This is a genomic window from Phycisphaerales bacterium, assembly GCA_029268515.1.
Taxonomy (GTDB): domain Bacteria; phylum Planctomycetota; class Phycisphaerae; order Phycisphaerales; family SM1A02; genus JAQWNP01.
Window position 1 is genome coordinate 14,919 of sequence record JAQWNP010000010.1, and the last position, 16,157, is coordinate 31,075.

Annotated in this window: 12 protein-coding genes; 7 read left to right on the forward strand and 5 right to left on the reverse strand. The window is 50.3% G+C overall.

Going from position 1 to position 16,157, the window contains the following annotated elements; translation table 11 throughout:
• The first annotated feature begins 83 nt into the window (after positions 1-83).
• From P8J86_06660 to P8J86_06670, 3 genes are all read left to right on the forward strand, one after another.
• Positions 84-1,634: a YifB family Mg chelatase-like AAA ATPase gene (locus P8J86_06660; GenBank protein ID MDG2054370.1), complete on the forward strand. Its 1,551-nt coding sequence runs from the start codon at positions 84-86 to the stop codon at positions 1,632-1,634.
• Between the two features lie 93 nt (positions 1,635-1,727).
• Positions 1,728-2,282, forward strand: coding sequence for a TetR/AcrR family transcriptional regulator (locus tag P8J86_06665; protein MDG2054371.1), 555 nt, complete (start codon positions 1,728-1,730; stop codon positions 2,280-2,282).
• 37 nt (positions 2,283-2,319) lie between these two features.
• The gene (locus P8J86_06670) at positions 2,320-2,706 is read left to right on the forward strand and encodes a hypothetical protein (protein MDG2054372.1); all 387 of its coding nucleotides are present in this window, start codon (positions 2,320-2,322) and stop codon (positions 2,704-2,706) included.
• A 39-nt stretch (positions 2,707-2,745) separates the two neighbouring features.
• Here the strand turns inward: P8J86_06670 and P8J86_06675 are convergent, their stop codons facing one another.
• The 4 genes from P8J86_06675 to P8J86_06690 all read right to left on the reverse strand — a co-directional run bounded on the left by P8J86_06675 (position 2,746) and on the right by P8J86_06690 (position 9,305).
• The gene (locus P8J86_06675) at positions 2,746-3,324 is read right to left on the reverse strand and encodes a DNA-3-methyladenine glycosylase I (GenBank protein MDG2054373.1); all 579 of its coding nucleotides are present in this window, start codon (positions 3,322-3,324) and stop codon (positions 2,746-2,748) included.
• 34 nt (positions 3,325-3,358) lie between these two features.
• On the reverse strand, positions 3,359-4,801 hold the full coding sequence (locus P8J86_06680; GenBank protein ID MDG2054374.1) for a serine hydrolase: 1,443 nt from the start codon (positions 4,799-4,801) through the stop codon (positions 3,359-3,361).
• Positions 4,802-4,897: 96 nt separating this feature from the next.
• Positions 4,898-7,894, reverse strand: coding sequence for a proline dehydrogenase family protein (locus tag P8J86_06685; protein MDG2054375.1), 2,997 nt, complete (start codon positions 7,892-7,894; stop codon positions 4,898-4,900).
• Positions 7,895-7,916: 22 nt separating this feature from the next.
• A complete protein-coding gene (locus P8J86_06690; protein ID MDG2054376.1) occupies positions 7,917-9,305 on the reverse strand; it encodes a glycosyltransferase in 1,389 nt (462 codons plus the stop codon).
• Positions 9,306-9,542: 237 nt separating this feature from the next.
• Between P8J86_06690 and prmC the strand changes: the two genes are divergently transcribed.
• Positions 9,543-10,391, forward strand: coding sequence for a peptide chain release factor N(5)-glutamine methyltransferase (gene prmC / locus P8J86_06695; GenBank protein MDG2054377.1), 849 nt, complete (start codon positions 9,543-9,545; stop codon positions 10,389-10,391).
• On the opposite strand, the gene P8J86_06700 is transcribed toward prmC, so the two are convergent.
• Positions 10,392-12,071, reverse strand: coding sequence for a response regulator (locus P8J86_06700; protein ID MDG2054378.1), 1,680 nt, complete (start codon positions 12,069-12,071; stop codon positions 10,392-10,394). It abuts the gene before it with no gap.
• 232 nt (positions 12,072-12,303) lie between these two features.
• On the opposite strand from P8J86_06700, the gene P8J86_06705 reads away from it, so the two are divergent.
• The 3 genes from P8J86_06705 to P8J86_06715 are packed head-to-tail and all read left to right on the forward strand — an operon-like array spanning position 12,304 to position 16,156.
• Entirely contained in the window at positions 12,304-13,377 is a 1,074-nt protein-coding gene (locus tag P8J86_06705; protein MDG2054379.1) for an ABC transporter ATP-binding protein, read from the forward strand.
• A complete protein-coding gene (locus P8J86_06710) occupies positions 13,374-14,090 on the forward strand; it encodes an ABC transporter permease (GenBank protein MDG2054380.1) in 717 nt (238 codons plus the stop codon). The genes P8J86_06705 and P8J86_06710 overlap by 4 nt, the downstream gene beginning before the upstream one ends.
• The gene (locus P8J86_06715; GenBank protein ID MDG2054381.1) at positions 14,081-16,156 is read left to right on the forward strand and encodes a hypothetical protein; all 2,076 of its coding nucleotides are present in this window, start codon (positions 14,081-14,083) and stop codon (positions 16,154-16,156) included. The genes P8J86_06710 and P8J86_06715 overlap by 10 nt, the downstream gene beginning before the upstream one ends.
• Position 16,157 lies beyond the last annotated feature (1 nt).

A 16,157-nucleotide genomic window follows, 5' to 3' on the forward strand; every position in this document is an offset into this window, starting at 1 on the left:
TGTGAAATTGAAATGTTACCTCTTTGTGTTGAATGTTCTATGGACTGATCAGGTGTGTCTAAGCTTGAGGTGTGATCAGCCGTGTGCATAGTTTCGTACTTCAAGGCATCGAACCAACGCTTTGTGAGATTGAAATCGATCTCAGTAATCAAGGTCTGCCTCGGACTACTATTGTTGGTTTGCCTGACGCTGCTGTGCGCGAAGCAACAGAACGAGTTCGCACCGCCATTCTCAACAGTGGCTACCGATATCCTGCCAATCGTGTCACGATTAATTTAGCGCCTGCAGATCTACGTAAGGAAGGACCGGTTTATGATCTCGCTATTGCGACGGCGCTGCTGATTGCTGATGGCACCATTACGAAGAAAGCAGTGCCGCTTGCGAGTAATGAAACGACTTGTATCGCTCCTGAGATCCAACCAGTACCAGATCAGTATCTCTTTGCCGGTGAGTTGGCATTGGATGGGCGGGTTCGATCTATTAATGGCGCTGTCGGGCTCTCTCTATTGGCTCGGCAGCAGGGTTTTCGTGGTGTCATCGTGCCACATATCAATGCGAACGAAGCAGCATTGGTTCATGACATTGATGTGATTCCAGTCGAGCATTTGGAGGATGTTGTTGCGATATTCAACGAAACAGTATCACTGAACTGCCATCCCAAGATCGACCTGCAATCGGTCTTGTCTCAAGAGCAACCTGAGGTGGACTTTGCTCAGATTCGCGGACAGGAGCCAGCCAAGCGAGCAATGACAATTGCTGCGGCTGGTGGGCATAACATTCTGATGCTCGGGCCACCTGGTACTGGTAAGACCTTGATGGCTAAAGCGCTGCCCGGTATTTTGCCGCCTCTCACATCCGATGAGGCGCTTGAGGTGACACGCATCTATTCCTCCACTGGGTCTCTCACACACGACCGCCCGGTCATTCTCAAACGCCCAGTACGGGCGCCCCATCACACCGCCTCTGCTCCAGCGATTGTCGGAGGGGGACCAATACCACGGCCAGGTGATGTGAGCCTTGCTCATCATGGAGTGCTCTTTCTTGATGAGATGCCAGAGTTTAGTCGCGATGTACTAGAGACACTTCGGCAACCGCTTGAAGATGGCTATGTCACCATTGCGAGAGCTCAGGGTACGATTCGTTTTCCTGCTCGTTTTATGCTTGTCGCAGCGATCAATCCAACCATAGATGGTTATCACACTGCTGGAGGTCTTTCGACGGTAACACGTCGAAAGATTTCTGGTCCGATTGTTGACCGTATCGATGTGCATGTGGAAGTACCGGAGGTGCCGATTAGTGATCTTATCTCCACGCGTACGGGTACCAGCTCTCAGCAGCTAAAAAAACAAGTGCAGCAAGCATGGGTGTTTCAGCACAAAAGGCAGGGGCAGGTTCGCAATAGTTATCTCAGTGGGCCGCAGCTGGACAAGATGGCTGTGATTGATGGTGACGGTCAAGAACTCTTGCATCAGTCGGTGACCTCACTGGGCCTCAGTGCGCGCGGCTATGACAAACTAAGGCGTCTGGGGCGCACGATTGCAGACATGGAATCATCATCAGTCGTTCGAGCACATCACATTGCCGAGGCAGTGCAATACCGGTTGCTTGATCGTGGTGCGGCATCAGTCAGGTGATAGGGAGCAGCTACTGGGCTCATGCAGTACCCGCTATGGTGTTTTTTTGCACTTCTGTTGACACTCAAGGACCAAATGAGACAATAATGTATCATGCCAGTCCCAGCCCAATCAACCAGAAATAGTCTCATCAATGCAGCCATTCGTGTCTTTTCGGCGAGTCCCAGTGCAACGCTGTCTGATGTTGCAACGGAGGCGGGTGTCAAGCGGGTCACCTTGCACCGGTTGTTTGGGACTAAGGATGCTTTGATGAAGGAAGTCGCGGCTCAGTCGCTGCGCGAGATAGACAAGGTCTTTGCAGAGGAAAGTCAGGACAAGGGATCAGCGATTGCGGTGATCAAGGCAATCGTCGAAGCCATTGTGCCAATGGGTGATCGATGGCATTTCATCTGGAGGCAGTATGACATCTGGCATGAACCAGAGCTTCTCAAGGAACTTGGCCGCCAGTATGAGATCATGGCTGCAATAGTCGATCGGGCGAAGTCAGAAGGTTCGATCGAAGCTGATATTCCAACGCGATGGATTACTGCCTCCATTGATGCTGTTGTGTTTGCTGCATTCAGTGCATCGCAGGAAGGTAATATTGCGGTCAATGACGCAAGTCAGCTTGCACTCAGAACATTGCTGAGGGGAATAGAAACAAAGTGATCACGGAAATAGTAGGAAGAGATGCGGTAGCGCACTGATGAAAATACCTTTGCTTCATGTCCCTGAGCTTGATTTGTTGCCTGATCAAAAGGCACGTAAAGCGATCGAACAAAGGTGTATGTGGCGATTGCTTCAAGCGCTGCTGCAAATTTTTATTGCGCCACTCATGCTTCTCGTGTGTGTGCTCTTATTCATTGTGAGTGATCCCACGCCAACATTCGACACAAGTATTTTTGTCGTCTTTGGCTTGGCATTTTTAGCAGTGCCATTTGGTTTTTTAGCGTTGTTGAGATATCGCAAATTCATCAGAGCACGCATTCGTGAATTTGATATACCGATTTGTGTGCACTGTGGTTATCAAGCACTCACCATGGAAACAGAAATCTGTACTGAGTGCGGTAAGAACGTGAAACTGCCTCGCTAATTCCAAAATCTGATTGTTTCACCGGACCATTTGTGGCAATTATTTATCGTAAAGCAGTTGCACCTGCTTATGCCGTGGGCAGTCAATGGCATGGTCGTTGACCATGCCCACAGCTTGCATGAATGCATAACAAATGGTTGGTCCGACAAACTTAAAGCCATGTTTTTTAAGTTCCTTTGCCATCTCTCGGCTCTGTCTGGTTTGAGTGGCGCACGACTGCGTTGGCTTTCTGTGGTTGACAATTGGCGCTCCATCGACATGCTTCCAAAGAAATTCGTTGAAGGAACCACGTCCTGATTCCATAATGGTGAGCCAGGCTTGGGCGTTACCAATCGTCGCCGTAATCTTGGCACGACTTCGAATAATGCGAGCATCCTTCAGAAGCCTATTGATTTGACGGGTGCCAAACCGCGCGACCTTTTCAGGATCGAAGTTGTCGAAAGCCAGTCGTAAACTCTTGCGTTTCTTCAGGACAATGATCCATGATAAACCTGCTTGAAAACCATCGAGACATAGCTTTTCATAGAGCTGGCGATCTCGGTGCTCAGGCACACCCCATTCTTTGTCGTGGTAGTCGACATAGATCGGATCATCACCACACCATTCGCATCGGGGCATTCATAATTCCCTTGGCAGACGCTCTGTTTATTGCTTAACGAGATGGATGGGGTTCGATTCGCTCAAACTTTAGCCCATGTAGATCATCTTGATCAAGAAGAAATCCTGTGATCTCGCCTTCATGTTTTTGGAAGGTAAGTTGGGTATTGAACGCGCCACGAAATCGATCGGGGCTTATGGCGCGAAGATCGTATACATCACCGCTTACACGAAGCGCCAAGGCACCATCGTTCATTTCGATATGACAGAGCATTCCTAATTCTTCACTGTAATAGCGTCCCAGGCAATGACGCAGTTGCGCTGGAGTGAGATCCACGTTTTTCTTTTGTTTAGTTTTTTTGCCTTCACGATCTTCGTTGCTTGGGGGTTCTTGTGCTTGTGGCTCTTTTGCTTCTTCTTTTGGATAGATGTCTTCTAGACAGATATCAGCAACCTCATAGCAGAGTTTCGTTGGTGAACAGTTGGCAGCATTTGAAAAACAAATCACAGAGAAGTGCTGCTCTGGGAAACGGATCATCTCAGCGCGATAGCCAACCCAAGCGCCCCCATGAGAAACGACCGGCAGGCCTCGGTGTTCATTAATGTCGAGGCCAAAGGCGTAGCCTTGAGGCTGCCCAGCATTCATGCCACCAGGGGTTTGAATCGTTTTTAGGAAGTTGGGGCCACCAACTTGCCCGGTATAAAAGTTTTCATCCCAAAGGGCATAATCTTCGACTGTTGTGAAAATGCCACCGTCGCCACACATTTCCATGCGCGTTGTTGAGATCTTCCAGTCTCGATCATCATCGCGTTCGTATCCAATTGCTCGATTCGGTATCACCTCTCTGTAGTCGTCCTGAAAATGAGTATGCGTCATTTTTAAGGGTTCGAAAATATAGTCTTCTGCAGATTCTCGAATGGTTTGCCCAGTCGCTCGCTCACAAATCACGGAAAGTAAAAAGTAGCCGGTATTGCAGTAACTGAATCGAGTTCCAGGGTCGAAATTAACCCCTTTCTGCCGGGAGATGATCGCCAAGGCTTCTTCATCGCTGCAATGATCATCAAGCGTGTCATTCAAATACATGATGCTGGTGTAATCGCGTAAGCCACTGACGTGATAAATCAAATCTTTTATGGTGATGGTCTTGCCGTAATCGGGTATCTCAGGAATCCATTTTCGGATGTCATCGTCCAGTGACAAAACGCCTTCTTGAGCAAGTAGGGCCATGAGTGCTGCAGTAATTTGCTTTGAAGTCGAAGCAATGCGGAAGACAGTGTTGGGTTGGTTTGGCACCAGGTAATCAAGATTCGCCATACCAAACCCTTTGGCGTAGACGATGTTTCCATCCTTTAGGATGGCAACGGTGCAACCTGGTGAATCAGGCTTATCCCATTTGGAGAAGACCTGATCAATCGCATTGGTATCAATTGGGGCCTGAGCACCTGCGGTTGAAGTGATAAGGCCAACCAATAGCGCGATTACAATCTTTGTTTTCATGTCATTTCTCTAAAGGCGATGGAAACGGTCAGAGATCGAGTTCGTGTTTCTCTGAAGCAGGTCTAATTGCTTGTGTCAGACCTCAATTGATGTGATCTACAGCCCTGGCGCAAACCCACGTCGCATGGTGTTTTCACTGACGCAACGCGGCTCAACAAATTGAAGGAGGTAGTCTGAGCCACCAGCTTTAGAACCAATGCCGGAGAGGCCAAACCCACCAAACGGTTGTCGGCCAACCAGGGCGCCTGTGCAAGTGCGGTTGAGATACAGATTGCCGACACGAAATTGATCGCGGGCCATGTCCAGGTGAGCGGGCTTGCGACTAAAGACGCCTCCAGTCAGCTTGTACTGTGTGTTATTCGCAATACGCAGTGCGTCCTCAAAGTCTGTCGCTTGAATGACGGCCAGAACTGGGCCGAAGATTTCTTCCTGGGCCAAGCGGTCTTCAGGACCAACATTTGTAAAGATGTGAGGCGTGACATATGGCATTCCAACTTCATTTTCGAGGCCAGCAGGCACTTCGGATCCCAGTGCAAGTGTCGCCTCTTGTTTGCCAAGCTCGACATAGCTGCGAATTTTGTTGGCAGCCTCTTGGTCGATGACGGGTCCAATGTCTGTTCCAGGCGACACAGGCTTACCGACAACCAAGGTGCGTGTTGATTCGACGAGACGCTCAACAAATTGTTTGTGTACATCACCAACCGTAATCACTCGGCTACATGCAGAGCACTTTTGGCCTTGGAAACCAAAGGCACTGGCACGCACACCCAACACTGCTTCATCAAGATCGGCCGAAGTATCGATGATGATCGAGTTCTTACCGCCCATCTCACAGATAACTTTCTTCACAAAGTTCTGGTCGTTGGGGGTGTTGGCTGCAGCAGAGATAATGTCAAGGCCCACTGCTTTGGAACCTGTGAATGCGATCAACGAAACACGTGGGTCTCTGACGAGTGCAGCGCCGACCGTCTCGCCTGGCCCTGATATAAACTGCAGCACCTGTTTCGGAGCTCCAGCTTGCCAGAGAATATCGCACATGATTTTTGCAATCGCCGGTGTCTGCTCAGCGGGCTTGACGACAACAGTATTGCCCGTCACTAATGCGGCGCTGGTCATGCCGGTACAGATTGCGAGTGGGAAGTTCCACGGGCTGATGACCACTGCGACGCCACGCGGTTGGTGCCACTGTTGATCCAGCTCGCCAATAAAGGCGCCGAGTCGATGCAATTCAAAGAGGCTGATCGCCTCGCGAGCGTAATATTCAAGGAAGTCAATGGCCTCACAGACGTCAGCGTCGGCCTCGCGCCAAGTCTTACCAGACTCTTTCAGCACAATCGCCGACAGTTCATCGCGGCGCTCACGCATCAACTGAGCCGCGTTGACAAGCACCTTGGATCTTTCACGGGGTGCTGTGTCACGCCATGCGGGGAAGGCTTCAGCGCAGGTTGTCACTACCTTGTTGGCATCATCGACCGTGGCATCAATAGCAACACGAGGGACCGCGTATTTGTCGATCGCCTTGCTGTAAGCAGTGTGCTGCTTGGCATCGGCAAAGTCGCGCATTGGTTCGCTGAAGAAGGGGCGGTCATCACCTACGCCCTCGGCAGCAACTGATAAATGGTGGCGTTCGGCAGCTTGATCCAGACGACCTAAAGGTGACTCTTCCTTCTCATCACGATGAGGGCTGGCAAGAAGGGAATCGATATCGCTTTCTGAACCAGCTTCGGAGAGAAGCCATGATTCGTTAGACGTATTCTCAAGAAGTCGACGAACAAGGTAGGCCATGCCTGGAATCATTTCGCCGACAGGAACGTATTCTCGCAGTCGAAAGCCCATGGCAATAGCAGCGTCTTTAATTCGATCAGCCATGCCATGAAGCATCTGGAGTTCAATAGCATTGTGCGGCAGACCTCGCTGTTCGATCATCGCGATCGCAGCAGCAATTGAACGTACGTTGTGTGATCCCAAAGCAAGTTTTACACCACCTTGGTCGCGGCTCGTTGGAATTGCATCAACAAAGATCTGTGTCATACGCTCAAAGCAGGCATCGGTATCTGATTTGGTGGTCCAAACTGGCACCGGCCAGCCCATTTGCTCAGCATGGATGACTTCGTAATCCCAGTATGCACCCTTGACCAGGCGTACAGTGACCTGACGGCCAGATTCAGCGGCCCACTTAACAATTCGCCGAGCATCATCATCACCAGTCCGTAAGTAGGCTTGCATGGCGATGCCTGCTTCAAAGTCATACGTTTCGCAGCACCGCATGAATAGATCAAGGGTGAGATCCTTCAGCTCAAACTGCTCCATATCAAAGTTGATAAGCGCATTATGCTCTTTCGCAGATTGGAGGATGGGGCCCAGTTGTTTTACGAGTGCCGAGATAGAACCTTCAGCATCAATCGGATCAGTATTTGAAAAGAGGGAACTGATCTTGATTGAGAGATTGGTGCGAGGAATTGGTCCAAGGTGGTCCGTTTCGAGGAGTGGATTGGCCGGCCATGCAGCGGCAAGCTCAGGAATCTCTTGGGTGAGTTTGAGGTAACGGTTCTGGTAAACCTTTGCTTCTGCATGGCTCACACACGCTTCACCGAGCAGGTCGACTGAAAAAGCAACATTTTTAAGCCAGCGTTTTTCCAGATAGGGGACCGCTGAGCGAGCATCTTCGCCAGCAATAAATCGCTGGGCCATCGCCTTGATGCGACCGGTGACCAGATTAGTCATTTGTCCTTTAAAGAGACCCCCGCCCTTAAGACCAATACCTAACCCCGATGGCAACGTGACACCCGGTTGGGAGAGATAGTCGGTCAAGTGGTCATGGACCTGCTCAGGCGTCTTAAGCATCGGGAATGTATCGACGAATCGAAACAACTGAACTTTGAAGGCTTCATCTTGCATGGCCCAGTTCATGAGTTTGTCTGACCAAAAAGCAGTTGAAAGCAAGCTTTGCTTCTGCTCGTCAGAAAGCTTAAGAAGCTTCTTGCCTACCTCATGAATATGAGGCTCGAGTTCACCGTCAATATGAACGGTTTGATCATTGCTACTTGCTTGCGATGCTTTGGCGCGACGCGATTTCAATAGACCGAATACCACGCTTTAACTCCCTGTCATTACATCAATGAGCGGTGACGCTATTTGCTTTCATTGCATCTACCACTTGGTTATAAACCCGATCGACCCGTTCTGCAGCGCCTTCCCAGTTCAGACCACGTACTTCAAAGGCACCTTGCTTGCGAAGTGTATTACCAAGAGGTGGATGCCTTAGTACTGCGACAATCTTATTTGCCATCGCATCAGTATCCCAGAAGTCTACTTTAAGTGCATGAGTGAGTACTTCACTCACACCAGATGACTTACTAATCAGAACTGGAACATCTCTAATCATGGCTTCCAGTGGGGCAATTCCGAACGGTTCAGAAACAGACGGCATCACATACAGATCGGCCATTTGAAAAACCCGTTCAATGTCCTTGCCACGCAAGAAACCAGTAAAGAGCACCTTGTGGCCAATGCCAAGTTTTGCAGCCATTTCAATCATGCTACGTGCCATGTCACCGTCGCCTGCTACCACGAACTTAACGTTTTTCATGACCTCTAGGACACGAGCAGCGGCCTGAATAAAATACTCCGGGCCTTTCTGCATCGTGATTCGCCCTAAGTAAAGGACGATTTTGTCATCTCCCTTGATTCCATATTTAGGATCATTTTGTGTTGGCTCAAGATCGACCCCGTTGTAAACCACTGAGATTCTATTTCGATCCATGCCATATCGGTACACAAGTAGATCCTGCGTCAGGCGACTCACTGCAATGACACGCATTGCCCCATGAGCACCACGGCGTTCGATGTCATAGATCATCTGGTTGGGATGTTCGCCAGATCGGTCAAACTCTGTTGAATGCACATGACATACAAGTGGTCGCCCCGTCGCTCGAGCCAACAGGAGTCCAGCAGGGAAGGTCATCCAATCATGTGCATGGATGACGTCAAATTCCAAACCCTTGGCAGCCTTAAGACAAAACGAGGCGTACTGTCTGATCTTGCTAAGTAGGTCGCCGCCATAGTCAGAATCGCTTTCTTCCATTGAAGCGTCTTCCGGCTCGATGGCATTGCCGGTGATTGGATCGATGAGTACCTCACGCGAGATCTTTTTGCCCGGTGTGACTGACTGGCGTTCAACAAATTCATGCTGAGCTGGACGTGCATAAGGATTCGCAAAACCAGCTTCGATTTCAATAAATTCTGTATTCGTGAGGTCATCTGAGATCTCACTGATTGTTCGGCTTCCAGCAGGATCCGCTGCGGTAGCAGTCATCGGTTGCCGCGGCGTATCGGTACCAATCAGGTTGATATGTGATGGTGCTTCGGTACCGATCGCTTTTGGTAGCAAAAAGGTAATTTTGACATCACGCTGATCAAGCGCTTTGGTCAATCCTTGACAGGCTGTCCCAAGGCCACCTGTGATATATGGAGGAAATTCCCAACCAAGCATGAGCACGTGCATCGTGCGTCTCCTGAACATAGCAGGCTCGAAGAGCTCTGCCTCCGCAGTACGTCACTGTCTTGAGGTGGGCTCCTTTTGGCCTGAGAGAGGGAATCCTATCCGAGGTTCTACCGGCTCGCTGTCTAACTGGGCAACAGGCCAGAAATCGAACGTACAATCATACATATGGCAAAATCAACCTCCTCAATTCAAGGTGAATCGACAGGTCCTTGGACCAGCGGGCGACTAATCAGCTGGATGACTAGCTTCTTCGAAGCCAAGCAGGTCGATGCGCCTCGGCATGTGGCGCAGATGCTTCTGGCCCATGTGCTCGACTGCCCCCGCATCGAGCTGTATACCCAGCTGGATCGCCCTGCGTCACCCAGTGAGCTTACTGAACTGAGAGCGCTGACGCAGAGAGCAGGGGCTGGAGAGCCCGTTCACCTCTTAGTTGGTCAGGCCGCCTTTTTCATGCGTGACTTCTGGGTGGGGGGCTGCACGCTGATCCCACAGCCTGCGACAGAGACGCTGATTCAACGCGTTCTCGATTGGGCCAAGGAGGCCGAGCAGGAAGACCCCCTGATCGCGGATATTGGGACTGGCACTGGATGCATTGCTGTCACCCTTGCCAAGGAGCTGCCATCGAGTCAGATTCTGGCAACCGACCTCAACCAGGAGATCATTGATCTGGCCGAGCGCAATGCGCACCGGCATAGCGTTCAATCGCAAGTAGATTTCCTACTTGGTACTGGGTTAGAGCCGTTGCCGGCTTGGTTATCAGGTCGAAAATTCGATGTGCTGAGCTCCAACCCGCCTTACATTCCTCCGAGCGAGGTACCTGAAATGCAGGTGGCAGTGAGAGATTTCATTGCTTCTACTGCTTGGGATGGCGGTGTTGATGGCCTAGCGGTCATCAAAGAGCTGCTGACCAAGAGTCAAGAATTGATTCGCATTGGGGGGCTGTTGGTTGTGGAGATTGCCAGTGTGCAAGCGGAAGCTGCCCAGGCGCTCGTCGTGGAGGCGGGCAGTTTTGACAATATTGAGGTTTTAGATGATCACGAGGGCTTACCTCGTATTCTTTCGGCAATCCGCTGTGAGCGGTCATGATTACTGCGTGGGGTCAGAATCACTCTGAGCCAGAGCGCGCGATACTGCCTCAAGTAATTGGCTTCGGTTAAATGGCTTGAATAGGAACCCTTCGAGGCCTTCTTGACTCGCCCGCACAATTGAGTGATCAGGGTCATAGCCAAAGCCCGTCATAAGAATGACTGGTGTATCAGCACACACTTGATGGGTTGCTTGAAAGACATCGTAGCCACTGCAGTCAGGCATCTTGATATCACTAATCACTAAATCAAAGAATGCATCCGCATTGCTGGCGATCTCTAGAGCTTTAAGTGTTTCGCTTCCATCGCCACATACGGTCACTTGGCAACCCTGTTGTTCAAGTACCTTGCACACAGCAATTCGAATAGCAGGTTCATCATCAGCGATCAAAATACGCTTATCTTGAATGATGGGATCAATTTCTAAACGCTGCCTTTCATCCTCTGCATCAAGCACTGTCCGAGGACCATGCTCGGCCGCTTCCAAGCGACTCCTCATTAATGCAGTCGCTTTTATGATGCCATTAATCGCGTCTCTGGCTTTCTGATTCTCGATGGTCAGACCTGTCAGTATTTCGGTATGCGTATTCAGCTCATCAATCGGTGCTTCCAATTGGCTTAGCACGCGCTGAGCGGTCTGTTCATTTGTCGTAAATCGCTCGATCAGTAAAAGGTCAAGTACATGCATTGCACTGGCGATATGTCGGCAGAACATTTCAGCCATCTGCCGGTCGTTCTCATTAAAAGCGTCCGGTTTATAAGACTCGGCATTAAAGACACCAATCACTGTGTCCAGCAGTTTAAGTGGGATAGTGAGAGAGCTCTTTGCACTATCCAGGCCCTCTCGATAAAGAGGGTCTTTCTGTACATTTGGACAAATATAACTCTCTCCGTTCGCGGCCACATAGCCTGAAATGCCATTGCCTTCATCTTTGGCATAGATGACTTCACCAACTTTGAGCGGTGTGATGTTGATAGCAATAACTAACTCAAGCTGTTTTGTTTCTTGATTTAGCAAGCGAATCTCAAAATTATCAAAGTCAAGAAGATCGTGCACCGATTTTACGATGCGATCTTCTAAGAGTTTGAGCCGTTCTGTAACATGCAAATTAACGATGGCTTTCGAATCAATTTGCATGAGTGCACTGCCAGCGGCATTGATAGAGTCCAATCGCCTTTGCAAGTTCTCTTTCTCAGTCATATCCCAAAGTATGCCAACAGCGCCACCATCTTGGAGCGGCGCAAGCGTCATGGCCCAGTGGCGATCGTTTAACGTAAAGCGAGTTGATCGACGGCGCGGTATCTCAGGATTATCCGCGTGAGCGTCTTTGGAAAAATAGATGGCAGCGAGCCCACACTCGTGGGTGGCGCGGGTTTTTAGTGACTCATCGAGTTGATCAAAGTGCCGATTTGTCCATTTTCGATCGCCCGCAGCAGTGACTGAGACAACGCCTTCGCCAATGGACTCCAGGGCGATATGGCTATTGGTGTCCGTCGCATTTGTAATAAGACCGACCAGATCTTCTGGGCGGGCTTCTTTGAGGTGTTCAAAAAGATCAGGATTTGAGTGAATCTCAATGACATCAAATATTGCATTGAGGTGCTTGGACGCCATCGTTAGGGCATCCGCACCCGCTGGCTCGGATTGAAGGAGAATCAGCCTGGGTTTTTTTTCACCCATAAGAGCTCCTGGTGTCCATGGACTGCATCGAGAATGATGAGACGGCGCTGGGGATCATATCCAAGGAAACACCTGTCCCATAATCACTGGACCGGTTCTCATCGACCAAAGGTGATCGAAATATGCTGTTTGGATGTAAGAATTCTGCCAGGCAACCCCACCAGTTCGGACCAACGAACCTCAACAGCCCCCGCATCCAACTGGTAGATTGTTCGTGCAGACAGGCCAGCGGATGCATAGGATTCGAATATTCGTTGGGGTCTCGGGACATTTTTGGTATCCAAATCAAGAGTCAAATAAGGCAAAGCAAGCCGTAGTGCCCCAAAGCGAAAGCCAATCACTCATCATCGATACCGCCCAACTGGGCCGACGGTTCGGTTCTGTCGAGGCAGTTCAGGAATTGAATCTCCAAATTCCCCAGGGCCAAGTGGTGGGGTTTCTTGGCCCCAATGGTGCGGGCAAGACGACCACGATTCGTATGCTCTGTGGCTCGCTAATGCCCACGACGGGCCAAGCATTCATTGCGGGGCATCATGTCGTTCGGGAGCGGCTTGAGGCACAGCGGCAGATTGGATATCTACCGGAATCAGCGCCTTTGTACCCCGAGATGCGGGTCATCGAATTGCTCAAGTTTCGTGCCCAGCTACAGGGGCTCAGAGGCCTTCGAGCCAACCATCTCGTAGCGAAGGCCATTCGGCGTTGTTGGCTGGATGCCGTGCAGCGTCGTCCCATTGGGCAATTATCGAAAGGCTATCGTCAGCGAGTGGGTCTTGCCGCAGCCTTGCTACATGAACCTCAACTCATCGTTCTAGATGAGCCTACATCAGGATTAGACCCCGTTCAGATTCGAGAGTTCAGAGGGCTTATTCGTGAATTGGCGGGTGCCCATACGATCCTGCTTTCAACACATATTCTCTCTGAGGTTGAAATGACCTGCGACCGTGTGGTCATTATTGCTCAGGGCAGGGTTCGAGCTGACGGAACACTGGCTGAACTGCGTGAAGCTGCCAGTAAGACAAGACGCTATGTCATTGAGACCACGCTTGGATCAGCCCCTCAAGCTCTTCTGGCACTTCCTGGAGTTAATGCCGTAGACGGTGTGGCATTGGATGATCGTTGGCGCCGATTGACTGTCGAGGCGAAGCCTGATGCGCCTGATTTACGAGAGATGCTGGGTGCTTGCATCGTAGAGGGTGGCGGCGCTGTTCGGGAGCTCCGGTTGATGGCACCATCGTTAGAGCAGTTATTCGTGCAAGCGACAGCAACATCAACCGAAGGATTAGCATTGAGTGAGGGCCTACAGTGACCGGCATTGTTGCAATTTCAAGCCGTGAATTGCGTGCGTTCTTTTTGAGCCCGGGCGCCTATATCATTGCGGCGCTTTTTCTTTTGGTTTGTAGCGTCGTTTTTGTTTCTCAGGTCTTTATTCCGGGTCAAGTTAGTTCTCTGCGAAATGTATTTCAATTCGCAACGTGGGTGTTAATGTTCGTTTGTCCTGCGATCAGCATGCGTTTGATTAGCGAGGAACTTCGAGGTGGCACCTATGAGGTGTTGATGACGTTGCCAGTTTCTTCTGGTCAGATCATCATTGGGAAGTTCTTAGGCGCTCTTGGATTCTTGATTGCATTGCTCATTCCAACAATTCTCTATGTGATCTTGCTTGAGGTGTATGGGCGCCCCGACTATGGCGCCATCGTCAGTGGCTATGTCGGACTTATTTTGATTGGCGCGGCTTTTCTCTCAACAGGTCTTTTGACGTCTTGTCTCACTCCAAGCCAGCCAGTTGCTTTTTTGGTCGCCATCTTCTTTTGGTTGGCTTATCGACTTGGCACAAAATCAATACCAGCCTATCTGCCATCGCCATGGTCCAATGGCGTTTTTGCAGCGGATCCAGATCCGAGAGCCCAGGACTTTATTGTCGGTCTTGTTGACTCATCAAACATCGTCTTCTTTATCACTCTGATTGCACTGATGTTGATTGCTGCGATCCAGGCTATGGAGCTACGAAGATGGCGATAGATCGCTCCAATCAGGGTCATGGTCAGAGTCGAAAGATGGCGGGCAACTGGGTGCAGTTGGGGGTGTTTTTTGTCGCATTGCTGGTCATAGCAATCGTCATCAATATCTTTGCAGTGCAAGACATGTTTCGCTTAAGAGTGGATGCAACCAAGACGCGCGCTTATTCACTAAGCCCGCGGACAGAGCTGCTTCTTAACCAACTTGAGGGAGATTGGACAGTCGTATTGGCCACGCTCGGTGTCAATGCTGACCCTGCAATGCAGCGTCAAATTACTGAGGTATTAAATCGTTACCAGGAATATAGCGACAACATCAATATTGTTAATGTGGATTTGACCGATCCCAGCACGCTTCCTGAATACGATCTGCTGATGCTTGAGATACAAGCTCGCTACCAAACCAGCATCGATCAATATAACACTGCTATTGACGAGGCCTTTGGTGTCTATGAGAAGTTTCTGTCTTTTGCACAGAGCGAATCATTGAGGCTTACATCTTTATTGAGTAAAGCGGGTGGTAGCTCTGCAGCGGTATCAGATATAGAGGAAGTTCGCAGGAACCTGTCTTTGCTTGTTGAGAAGTCACCAGAGATATTAGCCCCCATCGTGGAAGCAAGAGCGACGGGCGTAGATCAGCCAATTCCAGACTATGAACTGGCGAGAAGTATCATGGCAGCGGCGGCTCAGGACGCAGCCTTAAAACTATTGGCAGCGGTACGGACTTTTGACGTTCTTGTGATCGATGCACAGGTGGCCCAATCGCTTCGATCTGGACTCTTAAGTGAACGCGGGCGATTTGAACGACTTGGTGATGAACTCACGGCCGTGAGTGACCGATTGCGGAGGCTTCCTTATCTTGATCTGACGGAGATCGGCCGCGCCTTAAAAACCAGTGAGGTGGCGGTCATTGTGGGGCCAGATCGGGCCACTGTTATTCCTGCGGACCAACTCTTTCCGGCGGTCAGTAGTCGTCTCGATGACCGGGGCGAAATCTCCTTTGACATGCGATTTCGCGGTGAACAGTTAGTCTCTGCAGCAATTGGCTCTCTTCTCGAAGAAAAAATGCCATTGGTTGTATTTGTGCATGGGATGGAAGCATCTGTCTGGCGACGAACAGCTGACGGCTTGGATTTGGCTGGGGCAGCAGCCCAGTTAAGAAGTGGTCGTTTTGAGGTCGAGCAATGGAATGTCAATACTGGAACTCGACCTGACCCAGATCCGGGACAACCAGTTGTCTGGATTGTTGTGCCCGATCCACATCGTAGTGGTGATATTCCTGATCTTCAGATTGAGAAACCACTTGTCGACGCTACGGAGTTGCTCGTTGCGCAGGGGCAACCAATCTTGTTGACATTATTTCCAAGCCGATTGCATCAATATGATGTCACCGATCCCTGGGCCAGTATTGCAAAACAACTCGGTATCGATGCGATTATTGAGTCAATTGTGATTGAATCTCTTCCGACTGCTGAGGGTGACCAAGAGCTTCGCGAGCTCACGCTCATGGATTACCAACCTGGGCACCCTGTGGCCGCAGCTGTACATGGTTTGCCAACACACTTTGCATTCCCAGTGCCACTTCGCCGCGCACCAGAGTTATCAGAGGAATCATTTAAAGTGCTTGCTCAGATTGAGCCAAATGATCGTCTGGCCATAGCAGATGTGAGTGAGGTCATTGATTTTGAGACGGCAGACTCTTTGAGCCAAGCACAGCCATTGGTGGTAGCAATTGAGCGAACAAATCCAGTATCTTCGGGACAACAGCGAGCAGTGTTAGTGGGTTCAGGTTTCTGGCTCGTGAGCGCTATACTTGATCAAACTGTTGGAGAGGGTGGTCAGAAGGTTCGCTTGCGTTACCCTGGAAACCTTGAGCTTCTCATCGCATCTGTGACGTGGCTTGCTGGGCTTGATGATCTGATAGCTCAAGGTCCAACAAGCCAAGAGGTCGCTCGTCTTCGGGATATCACTCCGAACGTCCAACGCATTTGGAGTTGGCTTACGCTGCTGGCGCTTCCAGGACTTTGTGTTTTGATGGGTATCATCATTTGGTTTGTGAGGCGGACATAAT

What these genes read in the sequence shown, in the direction of transcription:
- P8J86_06665 (MDG2054371.1), top strand. Translation starts at nt 1,728, where the DNA reads ATGCCAGTCCCAGCCCAATCAACCAGAAATAGTCTCATCAATGCAGCC.
- P8J86_06670 (MDG2054372.1), top strand. Translation starts at nt 2,320, where the DNA reads ATGAAAATACCTTTGCTTCATGTCCCTGAGCTTGATTTGTTGCCTGAT.
- P8J86_06675 (MDG2054373.1), bottom strand. Translation starts at nt 3,324, where the DNA reads ATGCCCCGATGCGAATGGTGTGGTGATGATCCGATCTATGTCGACTAC.
- P8J86_06680 (MDG2054374.1), bottom strand. Translation starts at nt 4,801, where the DNA reads ATGAAAACAAAGATTGTAATCGCGCTATTGGTTGGCCTTATCACTTCA.
- P8J86_06690 (MDG2054376.1), bottom strand. Translation starts at nt 9,305, where the DNA reads ATGCACGTGCTCATGCTTGGTTGGGAATTTCCTCCATATATCACAGGT.
- prmC (MDG2054377.1), top strand. Translation starts at nt 9,543, where the DNA reads ATGACTAGCTTCTTCGAAGCCAAGCAGGTCGATGCGCCTCGGCATGTG.
- P8J86_06700 (MDG2054378.1), bottom strand. Translation starts at nt 12,071, where the DNA reads ATGGGTGAAAAAAAACCCAGGCTGATTCTCCTTCAATCCGAGCCAGCG.
- P8J86_06705 (MDG2054379.1), top strand. Translation starts at nt 12,304, where the DNA reads ATGCATAGGATTCGAATATTCGTTGGGGTCTCGGGACATTTTTGGTAT.
- P8J86_06715 (MDG2054381.1), top strand. Translation starts at nt 14,081, where the DNA reads ATGGCGATAGATCGCTCCAATCAGGGTCATGGTCAGAGTCGAAAGATG.